The organism is Ulvibacterium sp., from assembly GCF_965228935.1.
Lineage (GTDB): Bacteria > Bacteroidota > Bacteroidia > Flavobacteriales > Flavobacteriaceae > Ulvibacterium.
On the sequence record NZ_OZ245846.1, the window covers coordinates 1855193 to 1871851 of the forward strand.

Annotated in this window: 16 protein-coding genes; all 16 read right to left on the bottom strand. The window is 41.6% G+C overall.

The genetic code is table 11. From position 1 onward, the window contains the following. Positions 1 to 27: 27 nt before the first annotated feature. Entirely contained in the window at positions 28 to 1032 is a 1005-nt protein-coding gene (locus ACO06Y_RS07760) for a C45 family autoproteolytic acyltransferase/hydolase (protein WP_422083268.1), read from the bottom strand. A gap of 24 nt (positions 1033 to 1056) precedes the next feature. After that, on the bottom strand, positions 1057 to 2127 hold the full coding sequence (locus tag ACO06Y_RS07765; RefSeq protein WP_422083269.1) for a hypothetical protein: 1071 nt from the start codon (positions 2125 to 2127) through the stop codon (positions 1057 to 1059). A 10-nt stretch (positions 2128 to 2137) separates the two neighbouring features. Continuing rightward, positions 2138 to 2518, bottom strand: coding sequence for a lipocalin family protein (locus ACO06Y_RS07770; RefSeq protein ID WP_422083270.1), 381 nt, complete (start codon positions 2516 to 2518; stop codon positions 2138 to 2140). A gap of 360 nt (positions 2519 to 2878) precedes the next feature. Then, a complete protein-coding gene (locus tag ACO06Y_RS07775; RefSeq protein WP_422083271.1) occupies positions 2879 to 3607 on the bottom strand; it encodes a hypothetical protein in 729 nt (242 codons plus the stop codon). 77 nt (positions 3608 to 3684) lie between these two features. Next, a complete protein-coding gene (locus ACO06Y_RS07780; protein WP_422083272.1) occupies positions 3685 to 4278 on the bottom strand; it encodes a Crp/Fnr family transcriptional regulator in 594 nt (197 codons plus the stop codon). A 35-nt stretch (positions 4279 to 4313) separates the two neighbouring features. Further along, positions 4314 to 5363 (bottom strand): YdeI/OmpD-associated family protein, encoded by a 1050-nt coding sequence (locus tag ACO06Y_RS07785; RefSeq protein ID WP_422083273.1) that lies wholly within the window; start codon positions 5361 to 5363, stop codon positions 4314 to 4316. Positions 5364 to 5505: 142 nt separating this feature from the next. Next, a complete protein-coding gene (locus ACO06Y_RS07790) occupies positions 5506 to 6408 on the bottom strand; it encodes a haloalkane dehalogenase (RefSeq protein WP_422083274.1) in 903 nt (300 codons plus the stop codon). 80 nt (positions 6409 to 6488) lie between these two features. After that, entirely contained in the window at positions 6489 to 6854 is a 366-nt protein-coding gene (locus ACO06Y_RS07795) for a DUF1801 domain-containing protein (protein WP_422083276.1), read from the bottom strand. A 35-nt stretch (positions 6855 to 6889) separates the two neighbouring features. Further along, positions 6890 to 7324, bottom strand: a complete 435-nt coding sequence (locus ACO06Y_RS07800) for a cupin domain-containing protein (protein ID WP_422083277.1) — start codon at positions 7322 to 7324, stop codon at positions 6890 to 6892. A 68-nt stretch (positions 7325 to 7392) separates the two neighbouring features. Continuing rightward, entirely contained in the window at positions 7393 to 8592 is a 1200-nt protein-coding gene (locus tag ACO06Y_RS07805) for a DUF3500 domain-containing protein (RefSeq protein ID WP_422083278.1), read from the bottom strand. Between the two features lie 11 nt (positions 8593 to 8603). Beyond that, positions 8604 to 9143: a GNAT family N-acetyltransferase gene (locus tag ACO06Y_RS07810; RefSeq protein ID WP_422083279.1), complete on the bottom strand. Its 540-nt coding sequence runs from the start codon at positions 9141 to 9143 to the stop codon at positions 8604 to 8606. A gap of 41 nt (positions 9144 to 9184) precedes the next feature. After that, on the bottom strand, positions 9185 to 9952 hold the full coding sequence (locus ACO06Y_RS07815) for a class I SAM-dependent methyltransferase (protein ID WP_422083280.1): 768 nt from the start codon (positions 9950 to 9952) through the stop codon (positions 9185 to 9187). Between the two features lie 181 nt (positions 9953 to 10133). Further along, positions 10134 to 11339 (bottom strand): FG-GAP repeat domain-containing protein, encoded by a 1206-nt coding sequence (locus ACO06Y_RS07820; protein ID WP_422083281.1) that lies wholly within the window; start codon positions 11337 to 11339, stop codon positions 10134 to 10136. A gap of 321 nt (positions 11340 to 11660) precedes the next feature. After that, on the bottom strand, positions 11661 to 12251 hold the full coding sequence (locus tag ACO06Y_RS07825) for an outer membrane beta-barrel protein (RefSeq protein WP_422083282.1): 591 nt from the start codon (positions 12249 to 12251) through the stop codon (positions 11661 to 11663). 73 nt (positions 12252 to 12324) lie between these two features. Next, positions 12325 to 12927: a hypothetical protein gene (locus ACO06Y_RS07830; protein WP_422083283.1), complete on the bottom strand. Its 603-nt coding sequence runs from the start codon at positions 12925 to 12927 to the stop codon at positions 12325 to 12327. 298 nt (positions 12928 to 13225) lie between these two features. After that, on the bottom strand, positions 13226 to 16489 hold the full coding sequence (locus ACO06Y_RS07835) for a T9SS type B sorting domain-containing protein (RefSeq protein ID WP_422083285.1): 3264 nt from the start codon (positions 16487 to 16489) through the stop codon (positions 13226 to 13228). Between the last annotated feature and the right edge of the window lie 170 nt (positions 16490 to 16659).

Sequence of the window (16659 nt, forward strand, 5' to 3'; positions counted from 1 at the left end):
CGGCACTTTTTCAGGGAAACCGTTAATTTACATTTTTGTTTTTTTTAGCCACCAATCCAATCTGGTCTCAGGTTTATAATTTGTTACTTTGGGCAGGGTTTCCGCCCTTTCAATTTGTAGCGTATTCAAGTTGGCTACTACCGACCAAATGGTTCCGAACCGCTCCTTTTTTAGATTTAGGCATATGCATTTGTCCGAGAGAATTCCCTTGGCTTTTTTCATATCCATCGTTTTTAGGGAAAGCAAACTCCGTTTTAGATGATCATATCTTTCGAAGCTTTGGCTCCATTCCACCTTGCCTCGGTCAAAGACTTTCATTTGGGGCGATATGAATTGATTGGTAATATATAAGAAAGGTTTCCCTTCTTTTGGATAGCGAATATTGCTTTTTTGAGGAGCGGACTCCACCACTGCGATACTACCATTGCGATCTGCAATAAGAAAGTTATTGGCCGAGGAGACCTTTGTGTTTCTAATGAGTGCAACGGCTTTTTCAGTGGAATCACAATTTTCCAAGACCTTTCTGATTATAAAATGAAAGCTGATCCCGGGTCTCGTTTCCGTCCCATTTACGAAGGACATAGCAATGGATAGCCCCTTTTCGTTAATGCCATCGGCACGTCCAATGAACACATCGGATTGGCTGATGTAGGCATATTTATCGGTTGGAGCGATGAGACTACTCTCCGTAAATTTTTTGTACTCAAAAAGCATATCGTAATTACGTGCCATAATTACCGAATCCCCATTGGCAAAGGCAAACACGCTGCATTGTCCTGTAGTACCCAATACCCCAAGACTCAAAAGGAATGCTCCCAATCTTTCTGGTCTATCCCCGATTCCTTGGGCAAAACCCTCTATTTCCTCTACTACCTCAGGATAGAATGTTTTAAGTTCTCGATAGGATTGGAGTCCGAAATCCAATCTTTGGGAGTTCATGGGCGGGATTTTAAAATTGGCCTTTTCAGATAGGAGTGTTCCATACTTCAACCCCATTTCATGGAATGATCCGTACAGTCTTGGGTGATACATATTAAGCTGTTTTTAGGTTTGGTTTTAAAAGTTTACCCCTAGTACCAATTCAAATCCCAAATCGGTTCGGTAGACTTTGGATGTCTCGAACTGCTGGAAGAAATCCAGTCCAAAAACAAAGCCGGATTTTCTCCAGGGAATAAAACGGATCCCTTGGCTGGCCCCTGCACCGATTACAAAGTTAAAGGAGCTATTACCTTCAAGATTTTCCAGGATTTCAAAGCCAATTGGGATGTTGGCACTCAAGGCGGCATATACTCCAGGGGTTATTCTTTTATACACAAAATACAGTTCAGGTCGTAACACATAGGAGTTCACCTCGTTAAAACCATTTTCAGCGGCTATTCCCGGCCGTGCCCATGTTACTTCTATGGAAGTCTCATAGGGCCTGATGAACCCTTTTTTACTATCCACAAATCCCGTATAACTTATTCCATATCCTTCAAAATAGGTACTGCGCATGCCCTTTGCCGTAATCAAATTAAACCATTGCCCTAAACTGGCATCCATTTGCAGCCCATTTTTGGGAGTTTTAAAATGGTTTACTAACGGGTTTGGATCATCTTTCCGGTAATTGCTCAAAAAGGCCAACATACAGTATTCAAGGGCGGCCCTGATCCTTTTTTCATGTGTGCCATACAATCCCGATTTGTCATCCAGCTCAAAAACCTGGTCTTCATTGTGTGATAGGCGAAACACCTCTTTAAACTTTCCCTCGGCTTTTTCGAGAAACGTCAAGCTTATATGGGCCCTTGCAATCCGGGCAATACCTCTATTCATTCTTCTTTTGGATTCCTGGATGTTCAAGGCCTCGATTTTAATGTAAATAGGGTTGTTTTTTTCCTGCTTTGGTAAGGAAAGCCCGTAAAAGTGCTTCACCACCGACTCGGCACCGCCATCCAGGTACAATCTTACCTCATCTCCATTTGGATCGGTTTGTCGGCCTAAGGAAGGATCGTCCCGTTCGTCAAGGACACCGGCAACATACACCGCCGTATTCTCCACCGGAAAGGGGACCGCCTTTAGGGAAAGGGTCTCTTGGGAGGAAACCATAGTGTGCAGGCAAACGGTTAGACTTAAAAAAAATAATTTCATTTCTTCCCGCTTAGGTTCCGGATACGTAATGTACTTCCCAGGCCCTGTGTTCGTCCACATCATAGACCACCACTAAGGATCTTGTAGAAAGAAAATAGATATACATCTTTTCTATGTGGTCGTCGGCACTCTTTAACTCCAAGTATGTACCATTGGTATTCAAAACCCAAGTCCCCGAATCCGATTCTCCTTGGGTTATCGCCGTATACGTCATGTCTGAGTTTAGCCTAATGTAGTCCCCCATTTCCTTTTTAGGGGGTGGATAGTATTGGGCCTCATCGGAATATTTGTCCAAATACCAGGTTTTATACAAATCCTCCTTGTCAATTTTTTGTGCGTAAAGACATCCAAAGAGCACAGGGAGTAAAAAAAACGTCAATGTCTTATTCATAAATGGTTTAGTTCTATTTGCGTAATATTCTTGTAAAACTTGATTTTCAGGGGCCTAAATGTTGTGCGCCATAGTGTTCCCTTAAACGGGGATGCTCTACTGTGCGAATTGAAAGTGGTTCCCATTTTGGGAGGACAAAAATATTGCCGGGAAATGGATTTTTACAACATGAAAGTCAAGAATTGGTAATTTTTTAACAAGGCATTAAGTATGAACAAAAGGCCTACGGGCGCCCAGTCGATTACTAATCGCTATTTTGGCGCATGGTTCAAAAAAAGGGTTTCATTCAATGATCATCCTTATGAATTTTAGTTCAGTCAAGAAATTGCCCAATGACCATAAAAATCGAAGGATTCCTATTCAAAATAAGAAGCGCCAGGTAATATGCAAGGGAGCGATTCTTGTGGAACCATCATTGAGAATAGGCGTAAATTGATACATAATACCCAAAGTGGAGGCATTCAATAAATCGAATTTTTTAAAGAATTGTCCTTTAAAGCCCACCATAAGTTCGGCTTGAAGAAGGGTTTGGTTGGCAAAATCACTTAAATGTACGCCATCATCCTCACCCTCGCTACGGAAAAAGTAGACACTCCGAAGCCCGCTGGCCCCAGTGAAATCGAGTGTCTGTACAAAGCGGAAACCACCTTGCAGGAACATATTTCTACGATTGGCTCCATTGTTATCCAAAAAGTAGGTTCTAAGCTGTAGGGGAATGGCTAAATTCCGCTGCCGGATACCAGTATACTTTTTTTCCGGGCCGGCAGGTATGATATCCAATGTAGAAGGGGAAGTAAATTCAATATCACCGTCAAAGCTATAGACCAACTGTTCGAACTCCAAACCGGTAAGTAATGAAAACCTTTTGTGAAAAGCACGCTCGTATTGAGCTCCCAACTGAAGGTTTGTATTACCGTCCCTATAAATATCCGAAGGGAGGTCGTTTAGAAATGAAGATCCCGCTCCAAAGCTAATGTATATATTGTGATGGGACTCAAAACTGGTAAAAGTATCCTGGGCCTTTACGCTATTTTTGAGAAGTACTGAAACAAAGACTAAAGCGAGGGTGATTTTGAGATAGTGTACCATAATTTGCACCTTTTTCGTGTTTGATCAAATTGCGGTGCAAAGGTACTTTGAGCGGAATTTGGAAAAATTGACTTGGGTTAAGTTCGGTCCCGTTGTCCATAGATTCTTTTCTTGATACGGCTCAAGGACTCGGGTTTAACGTTGAGGTAACTGGCCAAATATTTTTGCGGAATACGGTTTACGTAGATGGGATCCTGTGATATCAATTCCAAGTAGCGTTCCTCGGGAGTAAGGGTAAGCAGAGCAAGTTCCCGTTCCTCCCTATAAATATAATATCCTTCGGTGGCCAATCGTCCCAAGCGCTCGCCAAAGGCGGAATCCTCATAAAGCTCCTGTAGTCGGTCATGATGAATGCTTACCAAGTTTACCTCTTCCAAAGCCTGGATAAAAAAATGAGAGGGGGTACGGGACAAAAACGAGGCATACGAATTGCTGAACTCCCCCTCAAAGGCAAACTCAAAACTGATTTCCTCATCACCTTTGAGTACATAATGACGTACGCAACCGGTAGCCACCACCGAGAGATGGTTTTCTATCTCGCCTTCTCGGATAATGTAATCGCCCTTATGATAATGGCGTACCTTAAGCGAGGCCCGAATATGGGCCCAGTTCTCCTCGGGAATGGGCATGCCTGCTTCCAAAGCCGTTCTAAATGCCGTATATAGATCCATATTGGCCAAGGTTGATGTTTTCCAATTTTCTTTTCTTAATAATACTTGTCAATTCCTCCAAACCCCTTAATCAATTGGTTTTCCTGTGTTTTGGCTATGAAATTCAACAACCGTTTATTGAACTCTTCCGGGCGTTTTCGGGCACTATCAATATAGGCAATTCGTATTCGCTTATACGGATCCGAAAGTTTTTGATAGTTTTCCCAGGCCTTGGGATTCTTCCGTATTTCCTCCAATATGTCGGAAGGAAACTTGAATTCCTGATCAACTATGGGCTGGACGCTTTCCTTGATCGAATGGTGGAGCATATCCTCTTTGAACAACCATTTCAACCGTTCCTTATTGGCTTGCGAATAACCGCTTTTAGGCCGTCTTTGGGTAAACCGCTGTATGGTATGGTCAGCATCGAGGGATTTAACGGTACTATCGATCCAACCAAAGCACAAAGCCTCTTCCACGGCGGTATTGTATTCAATTCTAGGTTTTCCGGTAGACTTTTTAGGATATACCAACCAAATGGCGTTCTTTTTTTCAAAATTTTTTCGAAGCCATTCCCGCCATGCTTTTCTTTCGGTAAGGTATAAGGTTTCCAGTTCTTCCATTTTTATAGTATCACTCGGGTCAGCGTTTAGTTTTGGAAATCGGACTGTATTATAGGCGGATTCAATCGCTTTCGCCAATTTGGCAAGGCCTTGGGGGGCACTTGTTTCAAACGTTCGCACGCCCTCGACAAAATCAGGGGCTTTTGTACCGTTCAAACTCAAACGTTGGGTAATTTGGATCGAATCTGGATTAATGGATTCCATAATCATCACATTGCAAAATACCGCACCATCCAGGGGCATCTCGATGGTGGCGGAGTGTTCGGGATCCAGCTGTATTATTTTCCACGTATAGGGTTTTTGCCCCGGAGTCTGGGTTGCACCTAAAGTGCCTACCGCAAAAGGCCCATGGAGCTTTATCCATTCCACTGCCTTTCCTTCAAGGCGTTGCCAATTAGATACATCGGTCCAAAAGGCCCATGCAAAGGATTTGTCGGAATTACATCTGACCGAATGTTCAAATTGCCAGGCAGTGTTACTCATAATCCTTTTTTCTTGAATATTTGGAAATTAATCAATCGTATAATGATATGGTGGCAAATGTAAAACTTTCCGTTTGAGATGCTTTTTATTCTTGATTGAAACCACCCTTACAATTCTAAACCGAACATGGTTTCAATTCTGCTTAATTTATACCTGTGGTATTGCTTCGGTAAAACGCTATCAATAGTTCAGCAAGTTCTTCCCCTTTTTCTTCCTGAATAAAATGTCCCGCATTTAGAAGGGTATGATTTTGCCCTTTAGCCCCTGGCACCAGGTTTTGAAAAAGCTGTTCAGCTCCTTTCATAATGTCATCCCCGTCCCCAAAAATGGTTAGGAAGGGTTTGTTCCATTGTCTTAACTTTTCCCAGGCTTGTCGGTTTTTGGCGGCTTCAGGGTCATCATAATCAATTGGGACCAACATGGGAAAGATTCTGGCCCCGGCCTTGTATTCCTCTGAAGGGAAGGGGGCATTGTAGGCTGCCATTACCTCTTCGGCAAGTGGCCGTAAGGTTCCCATGTCTATGACCTTATCAATGTTAAATCCCTGTGAATGTTGAGAATAGGCTCGCCACTTTAAAAAACTTTCACGCATAGGAATTTTACCTGCTGGTAAGGCAGTATTGGAAGCAATGACCATTGAAAATCGATTTTCCATTTCGGTAATCAATCGAAGACCGATCAATCCACCCCAGTCCTGACAGAACAGGATAATATCCTTAAGGTCAAGTTTCTGGATAAATATGGAGGTCCAATCCATGTGCTTTTGATAGGAGTAATCCTGCCGATCGACCGGTTTGTCCGATTTACCAAACCCGATGAGGTCGGGGGCAATTACCCGAAAATCCCTTGAAAGGATAGGAATCATCTTGCGATAGAGAAAGGACCAACTGGGTTCTCCATGCAGAAGAAGCACCGTGGGGTTCTCTTTGTCACCTTCATCCAAATAATGAAGTCGCAAATCTTTTTCCACTTCCATATAGTTGCCTTGGAAGTTGTAATCGGGTAAATTTTCAAATCGGTCTTCCGGGGTTCGTACTACTTTCATAGGCCTATTTTTTTATGTTCTCGCTAAGGTTTGTATAAATTATCATGACAATTCAACGTATACATTATGGGATGCTTTTATCACGAATCATCTCGCATCTTTATCCAGGCCAGTACCACGCTCTCTAAATCCTTTTTACGGTTTTCTATGTCCTCCATACTTCCAAATTTCGCCGTCCTTGCCTCCTTACCATCACCCTGAAGCAGTCCGGTAGTATCGTTGATAAACGCTCCTTTGTGGAACATTAGACTTACATGCTTCTTGGCATTCATAAAGTATGAAGCCATGTTTCCTTTATACATAAAGGTTGGACTGCTCCATTTTATGGTTTCTTCGATATCGGGATGGGTATTTAAGATAATTTCCCGAACCCTTTGGATTTCGGCCTCCAAGGGGTGATTCTTCCTCTTAAGGTATTCGTCGACTTCCGGATTTTTATGGGCCATGGTTTTTTATTAAAAGGTGAGCTTATTTCTTCAATTTATTCCTCGTAGATATCAAATTCAGCGGAAATGGACTTCATAAGTTCCGCATCCGCAAAATTACTGTCGGATAGTTTTGATAGTTTTTCCAAATACAGATCAAACTGGCCATTTTTGAATATCGTAAGCATTTTGCCTCCCTTTTCACATCTGGCGGCATGCCAAACATGGGGCGGAACGGTTAGGGTATCTCCCCGCACTGCTGTAATCGATTCATCATCAAAAATGAATTCCACTTCTCCCTCAAGGATATAAAAGACCTCTGTCATTATCTTATGGTGATGTCGCCCCAAATAGAACCCTGGTTTTAAGGCGTCCTCAACAAAGCTTAGTTCCCCATTGGTCCTCTGTGAAGAAAGCTTGATGAAACAATGATCTTGGGAATAGTCGTAGTTTTCACCTTCCCCGTTCCGGATGATTTCTTTTTCCTTCATTTTGTTTAGGTATTGTTATCATTTTAACGCTTTTACTTGTATCACGTGTAGCCCATTGGTAGGGGCACTTAATGATGGTGCTTTGCCAAATGCTGCCTTAGATAATCTTTTCCATAATCATTTCCATTCGGGGTTCTTACTATGGTGTGAATATGATTTCTTGTGGGTTGTCTTCCATTCCCTCGTATACCAATTGGCCCTTGATGATCAAATTCGATAATAACAACGGGACTATGGATACGATAATAGAATACGGCATTTTCATCCGTTTGTCCTATCCAGGCGAAGTAGGTTTCATTCATATGCTTTTTGATGTCTTCCATCTTTACCTTGGCGTGCCCCTCCCGCATATTTGAAATGTATTGATAGGCCAAGTCCAATAACGCTTCTTTTTGTTCTTTGGACATCTTGCTTACCGGTAGCCCCTGGAAATCGATAATAACATTATCCGAAAATGCTTCTGCCCGGATATCATTATCCACTTTTTCGGTAGACAAGGTAGCTTCCTTTTGTAGTTCCTTGGGGAGGGATTGCATAAACTTTAGGCCTAAATTTTGTTCGTCCTGAAAGAGGGTATTGCCCTTGTATTTTCCCGAAGTCGTTATTATCGGTTCCCCTCCCATAAAGGTCGGGGTCATTACCACCTGGTCTCCCAAAATGAAATAGTTTATGACCAAATGGTGTCCGTCTACTTGCCAGCCCCAAGGTTCGGTCAAGGACGGGTTTCCCATAATGGTAAAGAAATAAAGCTCTTCGTCATAGATAGGATTGCCGTTGTTCAATTCACGGAGTGTCTGGTCTGTTTTCATGATGTCCTTGCTCAATTGCAATCCTTTTGCGCTCAATGCATTTTGCATCAGATTAAAAGCCAATTTTCGCTGCTCCTGATCCATTTCCTTAAGGCTTATGCCTTGGCGCGTATAGATACCATTGTCCACATTACACCATTTTCGCCATTCATCGTCCTGGATGTCGAATTGGGTTTTTTCCAGTTGTTTTGGGCTAAGGGATTTTAAGAATTCCTCACCCGCCAGTTTTATGGGAAGCGTAGTAACCCCTGTTGAGGTGATGGGAAACAAGTCCTTATCCATGCCTTGCGAGGTGGCAATACCCATAAATTCGGTTTTTAGACTTTCTTCCTCCATTTTTTCAAACGGGCTTAGCTGCCGTGATTCAGTAGTCTCTTTTTGCGATTCGGCAGGCTGTTTTTGTTCTTTGCAACCTAGGGCAATTGATCCAAAGATCAGTAGATATCCTATTTTTTTCATATGGGTTCGTATTAGGCGGACATGGATTCCTTCTTGATTATTTCATAGACTACGAGTCTCCAAATCAGATTATGTGTGCTAAAGTGCTTGTCATATTCCTTTGTTTTTTTCATTCCAATTTTTTCGGCGATACGTTGGGCGGGACTATTTTTAACATAGGTATGAATAAAGATGCTTTCAAAGCCGAAGTTTTGAAATCCGTATGCAAGGGAGGCCTCGGCCGCCTCTGTGGCATAGCCTTGGTTCCAATATAATTTATGGACATGGTAGCCAATTTCCGGGACGTATGCCCCATCTATATTTTGTAAACTAATGCCGCATTGTCCTATGAAATCATTTGATTCCTTTAGGATAACGGCCCATAGTCCAAATCCATTTTTTTGGTAACTGTCCATACTTCGACCTATCCAATCTTTTACCCCGTCCAAAGTATAGGGTGCCAGATAATATTGCATCACCTCGGCATCGCTCAATATTTCATAAAGGGGAGCGACATCCTCTTGCGTAAGCTTCCGAAGTCCCAATCTTTTTGTTTCGATCAAGTAGTCCAAACCTCTTTTTTAGCAAATAAATACATCGGGTTTATGGGTTGTTAGTACTTAGCTACGATTAGTTTTAATGCACAAGTAAACTCTTTTAACTCCCGATGGTTGCCATATTTTTTATCCCAATTCCCGGACTCTAGATCATCCGCCAGTCTTTTAACGATTTTCTCTTCCATTCCATCAGGTAAGAACCCCCAAGCCGATTGATTTAATCGTACCTCCTTGCTTAAAAATGCTTCTGGGCGACCATAAAAAGCCTCCTGAAATCCATCTACACAATCGAAAGGAATGGGAATCGGAACAATAGTACAGTTTCCGCCAAGACATTCAATAATGAAGTCGTTTGTTGGGTATCTCTTTTTTTCTATTTCAATGACTTCGGGGAAGTATTCGGCGTTCCAAAAATCATTTAGGCAATCCGGATCGAAAGTCATAATAACAACTTTTTTCCTTGAAACTCTTTTGAGTTCAAGTAATCCTTTTTTTATATCCGGCCAATGATGAACGGTAACCATGGCCATTGAGATATCAAAAGAATCGTCATCAAAGGGCAAGGCGTCCGCTTTTGCATTAATTGCGGGGACTTTGTTGTTTGCAATTCTTTGCTTGCGCATAACCATGGAAGGTTCAACAGCCACCACATATGTATTATCCGGTTCGTATGACCCTGAACCGGCTCCAACATTAAGAATGGTCGTTGATTCATCCAATTCTTGAAAAACAAATTCAGCTATTCTTGGATCCGCCCGTCTATGACCTGAATACTGCTGTCCATATTTATCATAATTAAATGCTGGATTATCAATTTCAATCATAACGCATGTTTTGATGCCGACTATCGGGGAAATACAGCTCATACAAGCTATATATCGTTTAGGGATACTTTAAAAGTAAACAATTCGACCCATTGATTTGGTCAGAGGGATACAAAACTTGGGATAGGAAGGCCCTCGAGAAACCGGTTCAAAACAGCAACACCTAACAGCGGGGGAGCTCTTACTTATCTACCGTTTTGTTGAGCCAGAGTTCATAGGATTTTCCCTCATGGCCATCATACCGGAAAAAATCCAGGTCGCCATCGCCTTCAACATCGCCGATATAGGAATTGTAGGCGCCCTCCATGGTCAATATTTGCTCCTGCCAAATGGGCTTATTGGATTCCCCTTCGCCCTGCAAAAAAAGGATTACGGGACTTGCCTCGGGGTACCCTTGATCTCCATTGTTGCCCGATAGTACGTCCAAGTCGCCATCGTTGTCCATATCGCCTACCTGTAAGGTGTGCGCAAAGGCGTTGGTTCCTATTTCATGTTTTACCCATTGGTCACCACAGTCCGGATTAAGGTCGTACCAGGCCACGCGTGTACGAAATTTTTCGGAACAGGAGATAAAGACTTCATCGCGTTGGTCCCCATCGATGTCCGCACAGAAAATCTTTGTGGAATTGTGGATCCAATCATAGCCATCATCACTGTTCCAATACGGGTCAATGGATTTTACGGACCAAATACCGGTCATGTCGCCACCGGGATTTTTAAACCAAAAAGCGGTGGAAACGACGTCCAAATCCCCATCACCGTCCACATCCCCAACATGTTGCCCTTCATGAAGGTGTTCCACATACACCTCGGTGGCTTTGCTCCAGGTGTCCGGGTTATCTTGGCGATATACAAATAATCGGCGCGAATGATGGGTGGTGCCTACTACATCCAGTTTTCCATCGCCATTGAGGTCTTCCAGGTCAAAATCCTTGACAAAGGAGGGGAATACAGCAATTTTATGCGCTTCCCAACCCGGGTTTTCATACCAGTACAACGTAAGCGGTTCGCTGGCACCGCCCCATTCACCGGGACTAGCTGGACCTAAAACATCAATATCCCCGTCATTGTCAATATCGCCCGAGGCCAAGTCACCGGCGGCAAAGGTTTGGCCTTCCGGGCTGGTTTCCGCGATGACATGTCTTTTGGATTCCCCGAAACCGGGCACGGTCTCATACCAGAGAAGGGCTCCACCATTGGCATTGTTGTGGATTACAAAAAAATCCAAAAGCCCATCGTTATTGACGTCGGCGTGGCTCCGGGCCCACCATTTGTCGGCACTGCTCTTTACCAATACGTGTTTAGAAAAATCTATCTGTGCATACGAGAGATGGGACAGTAGAAGCACACAAAAGGTAAGGACTGCGATAAAAGATGGTTTTTTCATAGTTTGTAGCGCGTTAGTTGTTTGGTGAATCAAATTAATAAAAATGCAGCGGCTTATCAACTGGATTAGGCTTAAAATTGGTGTGCCGCAATAAAAGAGTTGCGGTTGGTACTTATTGATAAAATTTCATAGGTTTTATTAGTGTATAATATGAACATTAAATGATCTCTATATCTTTTACTTATATACTAAAAGTAAACTACTAAACCTGGAAATTTGGCCAAGGTATAGCACCATAGAATTAAAGCTCCAGAAGAATCCAAAAATGGGTTAAAACAGAATACTATCTTTAACAGACCGTAGGCTTTGTTAACAAAACCTTTATTCAAGCAAATGACGAATTCCAATGCCTATATAAGGGAATAGACGATTGTGAAACTGATCTGGTTGTACTGAAATTACTCGGCTAAAACCTTGTTCAAATCCAGCATTGAAGTCCATAATTAAGCTTTCTTTGAGGTCGATTTTCAGTCCGACACCTCCTTGAATTCCAAAGTCCAGATTTTCAGTATCATCTTTAATATCGGTTCCATTAGCATCGGCACCCAGTAAATATGATATAGAAGGGCTAACATGAGCATAAGGATGTACTTTGCTTTTACTTAAGAAGTAAAATCTAGGTGAGACATAAAGAGATACGTAATCGAAATCCGCTTTAAAATTTGGATTCCTTTCATTAAGATTTTTACCGCCTTTTGAAATGTAACCAAGCTTGCTTGCCAATGAGAAATTTTTGAAAAATAAAAAATCCATTGTAAAGAAAGCTGCTAGATTCCCGACCCTTTCAGAGGTATTCCCGTTATACTCCAGTTGAGACATATGAAATCCGAATTCTCCACCAAGTTCAATTTTTTGACCACTACTTATTAATGGCAACAAATGGATAGTTATAATCAAAACGGTTCGCTTCATAAATTTAAATATTGGTTAACTTTAAAGAACTGGACTAAGGCTTTTCATAGAAGCCATTTTTAGTGACTGTTATTTATTTTTCTAATTTATTTTTTACAATCCATAATGCATTCCCAGTAGTGTCCGCCAAACTCTCATATCTAACTATTTCTCCAATAAAACTCACTGAATTCTTCCGCTTTTTGATTATAGCGTACTCGTAAAATTCCTTTTCATGTAGGCCCAATGAAACATTATGAAAGTAGATAGTGTCATTTACTATTCTATAATCCCCTTTAGTTTCTGAGATACCAAAACAGACATTTCTTTCCATGAATTTATTGTTTTCTTTTAGCTTAAGCGTCGTCATGCAGTTGGCAGCTCCCTCTCTCTGTGCAATTAAAAGACTTTCACTGTCGAACTTTTCAAAGTTTATTATTCCAGTCGGAAAGAGTAGCGAAGTAACTAGGACAAAAACCATAGTTCCAACTAGAATAATTCTTTGTTTATCATTGTGCCTTCCCTTAACCAATGATTTCATTTGTCCGATAAGGAAAGCCAAAAGCACAAAAAACAAGATAAAAACAAGTCCGAAAATAAGTATTGCAAAAATCCCTAAGTTTCCAATCCAGAAGTAAGAGGTGTTTATGGCAAGAAAGAAAACAATGGTTGCAAGAAAAAGTCCTTTTCTTTTCAAATGATGATTTTTAAATGCATTAAAATAATTGTATATGGTCAATAATTATTTTAGGCGAATATGACCAACAATTATATCTGTCCATTTCTAACTCAAAGCCCTATTTTTTAATGGGTCTGTAAATAGTATTCCTACTCAAAACCCGCAAACCCGAAAAAGGCCAGCGATTGAAGTTTGGCTATCAATAGATTAATGGGAATGCCCTTCATCCTCTCGGACAGATTTCCAAAAGCCCCTTACATTTTTTTCGGATATAAGGCGGAGGCATTTTCGTTTCGCCAATCCTTATCCTTTTAGATTATCTTTTTAGGGCAAAGTGTCCGTTAAAGATTCGACCATTTCCGAGATTTACCTTGAACCAATAATCACTTGAAGGCATTTGGGTTCCATTGTACAAGCCGTCCCAACCTTTCTCCAAGGCAGCGAATTGAGTAATCATTTTTCCATACCTATCATATACCACGATCAAGGCTTGCGGATATTCAGCACTTCCAAGTATTTGCCAGTAATCATTTACATTATCGCCGTTTGGGGTAAAAAACTTAGGATAATCTATCAAGGTTACTTCGGCGATATCTTCACCACATCCATTTTTGTCCCTAACATGAACAGTGTACGTGCCGCCAAGCACTTCCTCGAACACATTGTTGTCAAAATAAGTGATGCCATCTAGAGAATACTCAAAATCACCATCGCCGTCGGCTATTATCCTTATCCTATTATTCTCCGATAAATCGCGATACTCCACTTCTATTATTTTTGGCAAATTAGAACGGATCAATGAAAAAGAAAATGTTTGTTCGCAATTGATCCCATTAATGAATTTGGTTACCGTGAGGGTATAATTGCCTGCTTGATCAATGCTAGCTTGATGCGTATCCGAGATTTGGGAACCCGTTTCAAAGGACCATAAAAAACTGTCAAAATCAAGGTTTACGCTAAGCTCCAATGAAGGCTCTAAATCACATAGGTAATAGGTCTCTTCAAGATTTAAGGTAGGAAGGGTATTAACAATTAGATTAAAAGAAGTTTCTGAATAACAGGATGCGTTACTTTCATTTTCCACTCTTACCGATATCCGTTGTTGGAAAGGCGTTTGATTTTTAAATGGGTTGGAAACAAAATCATTCAATATAGTACCAGCTTCATCGGAAAATGTTAGTTTAAGCCCCTTTTGATTACCTATTAGTTCAGATTCAAGTCCCGAGGTATCAAAAGAAGCTATACCCCCGCCTTCATCGCATGCAAAAAGGTCACTAATGGGGTTCACCTGGGGCCGTTCGGAAGTTTTCAATACCAGGGTCGTTTCTGTGAAACATTGTGTGCCATTATCGGTTATTCGTACAGTAATGATTTCTTCATAGGGTGTGGTGTTCGTGTACGGATTGGAAAGATTTGACAAGAGGGTCCCATAATTATCATAATAGCTTATCTCCATGCCGGTTTGGTTACCGGTCACTTCCTCGGCCACTCCAGAAATATCGAAGTATTCAGAAATACCATCATTATCTTCATCACAACCAAACACTACATCCGGTGTATTGGCGGTAGGGAGCAGACGTGCTATTAGGGTCACGGGTATTTCGTCAAAACAACCGGTTTGCGTATGAATAACCCTCGCCGTTATGGTTTCTTTCCCTAGCTCGAAATTTTGGTAGGCATTCAAAGTGCTGGATGGAATCGTACTACCCAAACTGTCAAAATAAGCAACCGTCGTTCCTGTTTGATTGCCCACTATCACTGCTTCCAACAGGGTTAAATCAAATAAGGCCCTGCCATCACCGTTGTCATCACATTCGGCGATATTTTCAACAGGATGGGCCGTTGGTGGATTCTCAAGAACAACCTGAAAATCAGTAAGAACAAAACACTGGGAGTCGGTTGTGCTTTGCACCCTTACATAGATGGTTTCAGTGTTGTTTGCTAGGGTATAGGGCATGAAAAGTCTATACGTGTCATCTTCTGCATCCTCGTAAGAACCGTAATAAAACACTTCGAAATCTGCTAAAGATGCTCCGTTAAGAATTTCGATATCTTTTAGGGAGTTAAAATCATATCCCGAGGTATTATTCCTACATGCTGTCAAATCTGTGGGCTCTGTGATGATCGGTACGCCATTTAGGTTAATTTCCTTAGTGAGCGTATCGGTGACGGTCCCTTTGGTATAGGTCGCCGAAATGGTATAAGTGCCTTCATTTGAAAAAACGTGGGATGCCTTTTCATTGGAAGACATATTGAGTACCCCTGTTGCCGGATCACCAAAATTCCATTGAACGGTATCCGAGGCGTTGTTTAGTGTAAAGGTTACCGTATTGTCGCACATGCAGGTTTCTTTGGCCAATATTTCCGAAGGTAATTCGATATTGAGAAGTTTGTTCTCATAGATATAGGTGATCTCGGTGTCCGAAGGAGTCTCGATTCTACCGAAATAAAGGATGTCCGTATCGTCGTCATTGTCAAAATCTCCAAATTCTATTCCTCCAAATCTACAGTCCGGCAATGTATGGGCGAATTCGGAAAAAGTACCATTTTGGTCGTTTCTGTAAATTTTGGTAATCTCCGGGTAGGTTCCCCAGGGCCCCGTACCATAATTGACGGCATCCAGGAAGCCGTCATTATCAATGTCTCCAAGTTCAATATCATTATAAAAAACACCTTCATCCGGAATTGTGAAGGTATTTGTGAAATCCATATTTCCATTGTTGGTAAAAACATAGAAATCCCCGGTTCCATCCCCGGATAAATTCACCAAATTGGGGCTGCCGGTGAATACTATATCCGGGCGGTCATCATTATTGATATCACCAACCTCCATAGCCATATATGACAATTTGGGAAGCCCAATATTCTGTTTGGAAAATTGAAACCCTCCAAGGTTTTTGTACAGTTCAAATGAAAAATCCAGTTCGGTGGACCGGGAGAGAAGTAAATCTTCCAAACCATCACCATCCAAATCACTCCATTTTGCCGTACTTCTGGTAAAATTTTCCCGTCCACCGGGCAAAGCATTAATAGTGGGAATCGGCTGTTGAACAAAATTGTCATTCCCCTGATTCTTGTATACAATAAGCTCGGTTTGATTGGTTACATTATTGCCCACCAAAAAAATATCCAAAAGGCCATCATTGTCTATATCTACCCAATCCACGGCACCATTGGTTATGCCAGGAAGCGATACGGGAACTTCAACAAATTCACAGCCGTTATCCATATTTCTATAAATCTTTGTGATACCCTCTGCCGGAAATCCCGAGGTAGTTCCTGCGTATAATAGATCTAGGGTGCCATTGTTGTCAAAATCTGCCCAGGAATAGTCTGAATATATGACCCGAGGAATATTCGTAATGGTACTTTCGGAAAAGCTTAGATTCCCATTGTTTTCGTAAAACACCGCATTATTGAAACGGTTGGCGAAGTCCACGCCGGTAACAAATAGGTCTAAATAGCCGTCATTGTTATAATCCACAAACGAACTAAAACCAAGGTAGCCTCCTTTGAGGTCGGGTATATTCAGTTTTTCAAAAGTCTGTGTACGTGCGGTCTTAAAGCAGAGAAGCAGCATTAGGTTTAGAGGCCAAAAAAGGAAACGGTTTTGAGGGGGAATTTTTACAAATGGCATGAGGTGCGATTTCTGCAGCTTTAGGTTAGGGCGGTTTATGAAACTAAATAACGAAAAGCATACCTTATAATTGTCTAAAATCTTTCAAGCGAAGGTATTACTCGATAAACATA

Coding starts and splice junctions, on each gene's coding strand:
- ACO06Y_RS07760 (WP_422083268.1), bottom strand. CDS start 1,032: ATGTATCACCCAAGACTGTACGGATCATTCCATGAAATGGGGTTGAAG.
- ACO06Y_RS07765 (WP_422083269.1), bottom strand. CDS start 2,127: ATGAAATTATTTTTTTTAAGTCTAACCGTTTGCCTGCACACTATGGTT.
- ACO06Y_RS07770 (WP_422083270.1), bottom strand. CDS start 2,518: ATGAATAAGACATTGACGTTTTTTTTACTCCCTGTGCTCTTTGGATGT.
- ACO06Y_RS07775 (WP_422083271.1), bottom strand. CDS start 3,607: ATGGTACACTATCTCAAAATCACCCTCGCTTTAGTCTTTGTTTCAGTA.
- ACO06Y_RS07780 (WP_422083272.1), bottom strand. CDS start 4,278: ATGGATCTATATACGGCATTTAGAACGGCTTTGGAAGCAGGCATGCCC.
- ACO06Y_RS07785 (WP_422083273.1), bottom strand. CDS start 5,363: ATGAGTAACACTGCCTGGCAATTTGAACATTCGGTCAGATGTAATTCC.
- ACO06Y_RS07790 (WP_422083274.1), bottom strand. CDS start 6,408: ATGAAAGTAGTACGAACCCCGGAAGACCGATTTGAAAATTTACCCGAT.
- ACO06Y_RS07795 (WP_422083276.1), bottom strand. CDS start 6,854: ATGGCCCATAAAAATCCGGAAGTCGACGAATACCTTAAGAGGAAGAAT.
- ACO06Y_RS07800 (WP_422083277.1), bottom strand. CDS start 7,324: ATGAAGGAAAAAGAAATCATCCGGAACGGGGAAGGTGAAAACTACGAC.
- ACO06Y_RS07805 (WP_422083278.1), bottom strand. CDS start 8,592: ATGAAAAAAATAGGATATCTACTGATCTTTGGATCAATTGCCCTAGGT.
- ACO06Y_RS07815 (WP_422083280.1), bottom strand. CDS start 9,952: ATGATTGAAATTGATAATCCAGCATTTAATTATGATAAATATGGACAG.
- ACO06Y_RS07820 (WP_422083281.1), bottom strand. CDS start 11,339: ATGAAAAAACCATCTTTTATCGCAGTCCTTACCTTTTGTGTGCTTCTA.
- ACO06Y_RS07825 (WP_422083282.1), bottom strand. CDS start 12,251: ATGAAGCGAACCGTTTTGATTATAACTATCCATTTGTTGCCATTAATA.
- ACO06Y_RS07835 (WP_422083285.1), bottom strand. CDS start 16,489: ATGCTGCTTCTCTGCTTTAAGACCGCACGTACACAGACTTTTGAAAAA.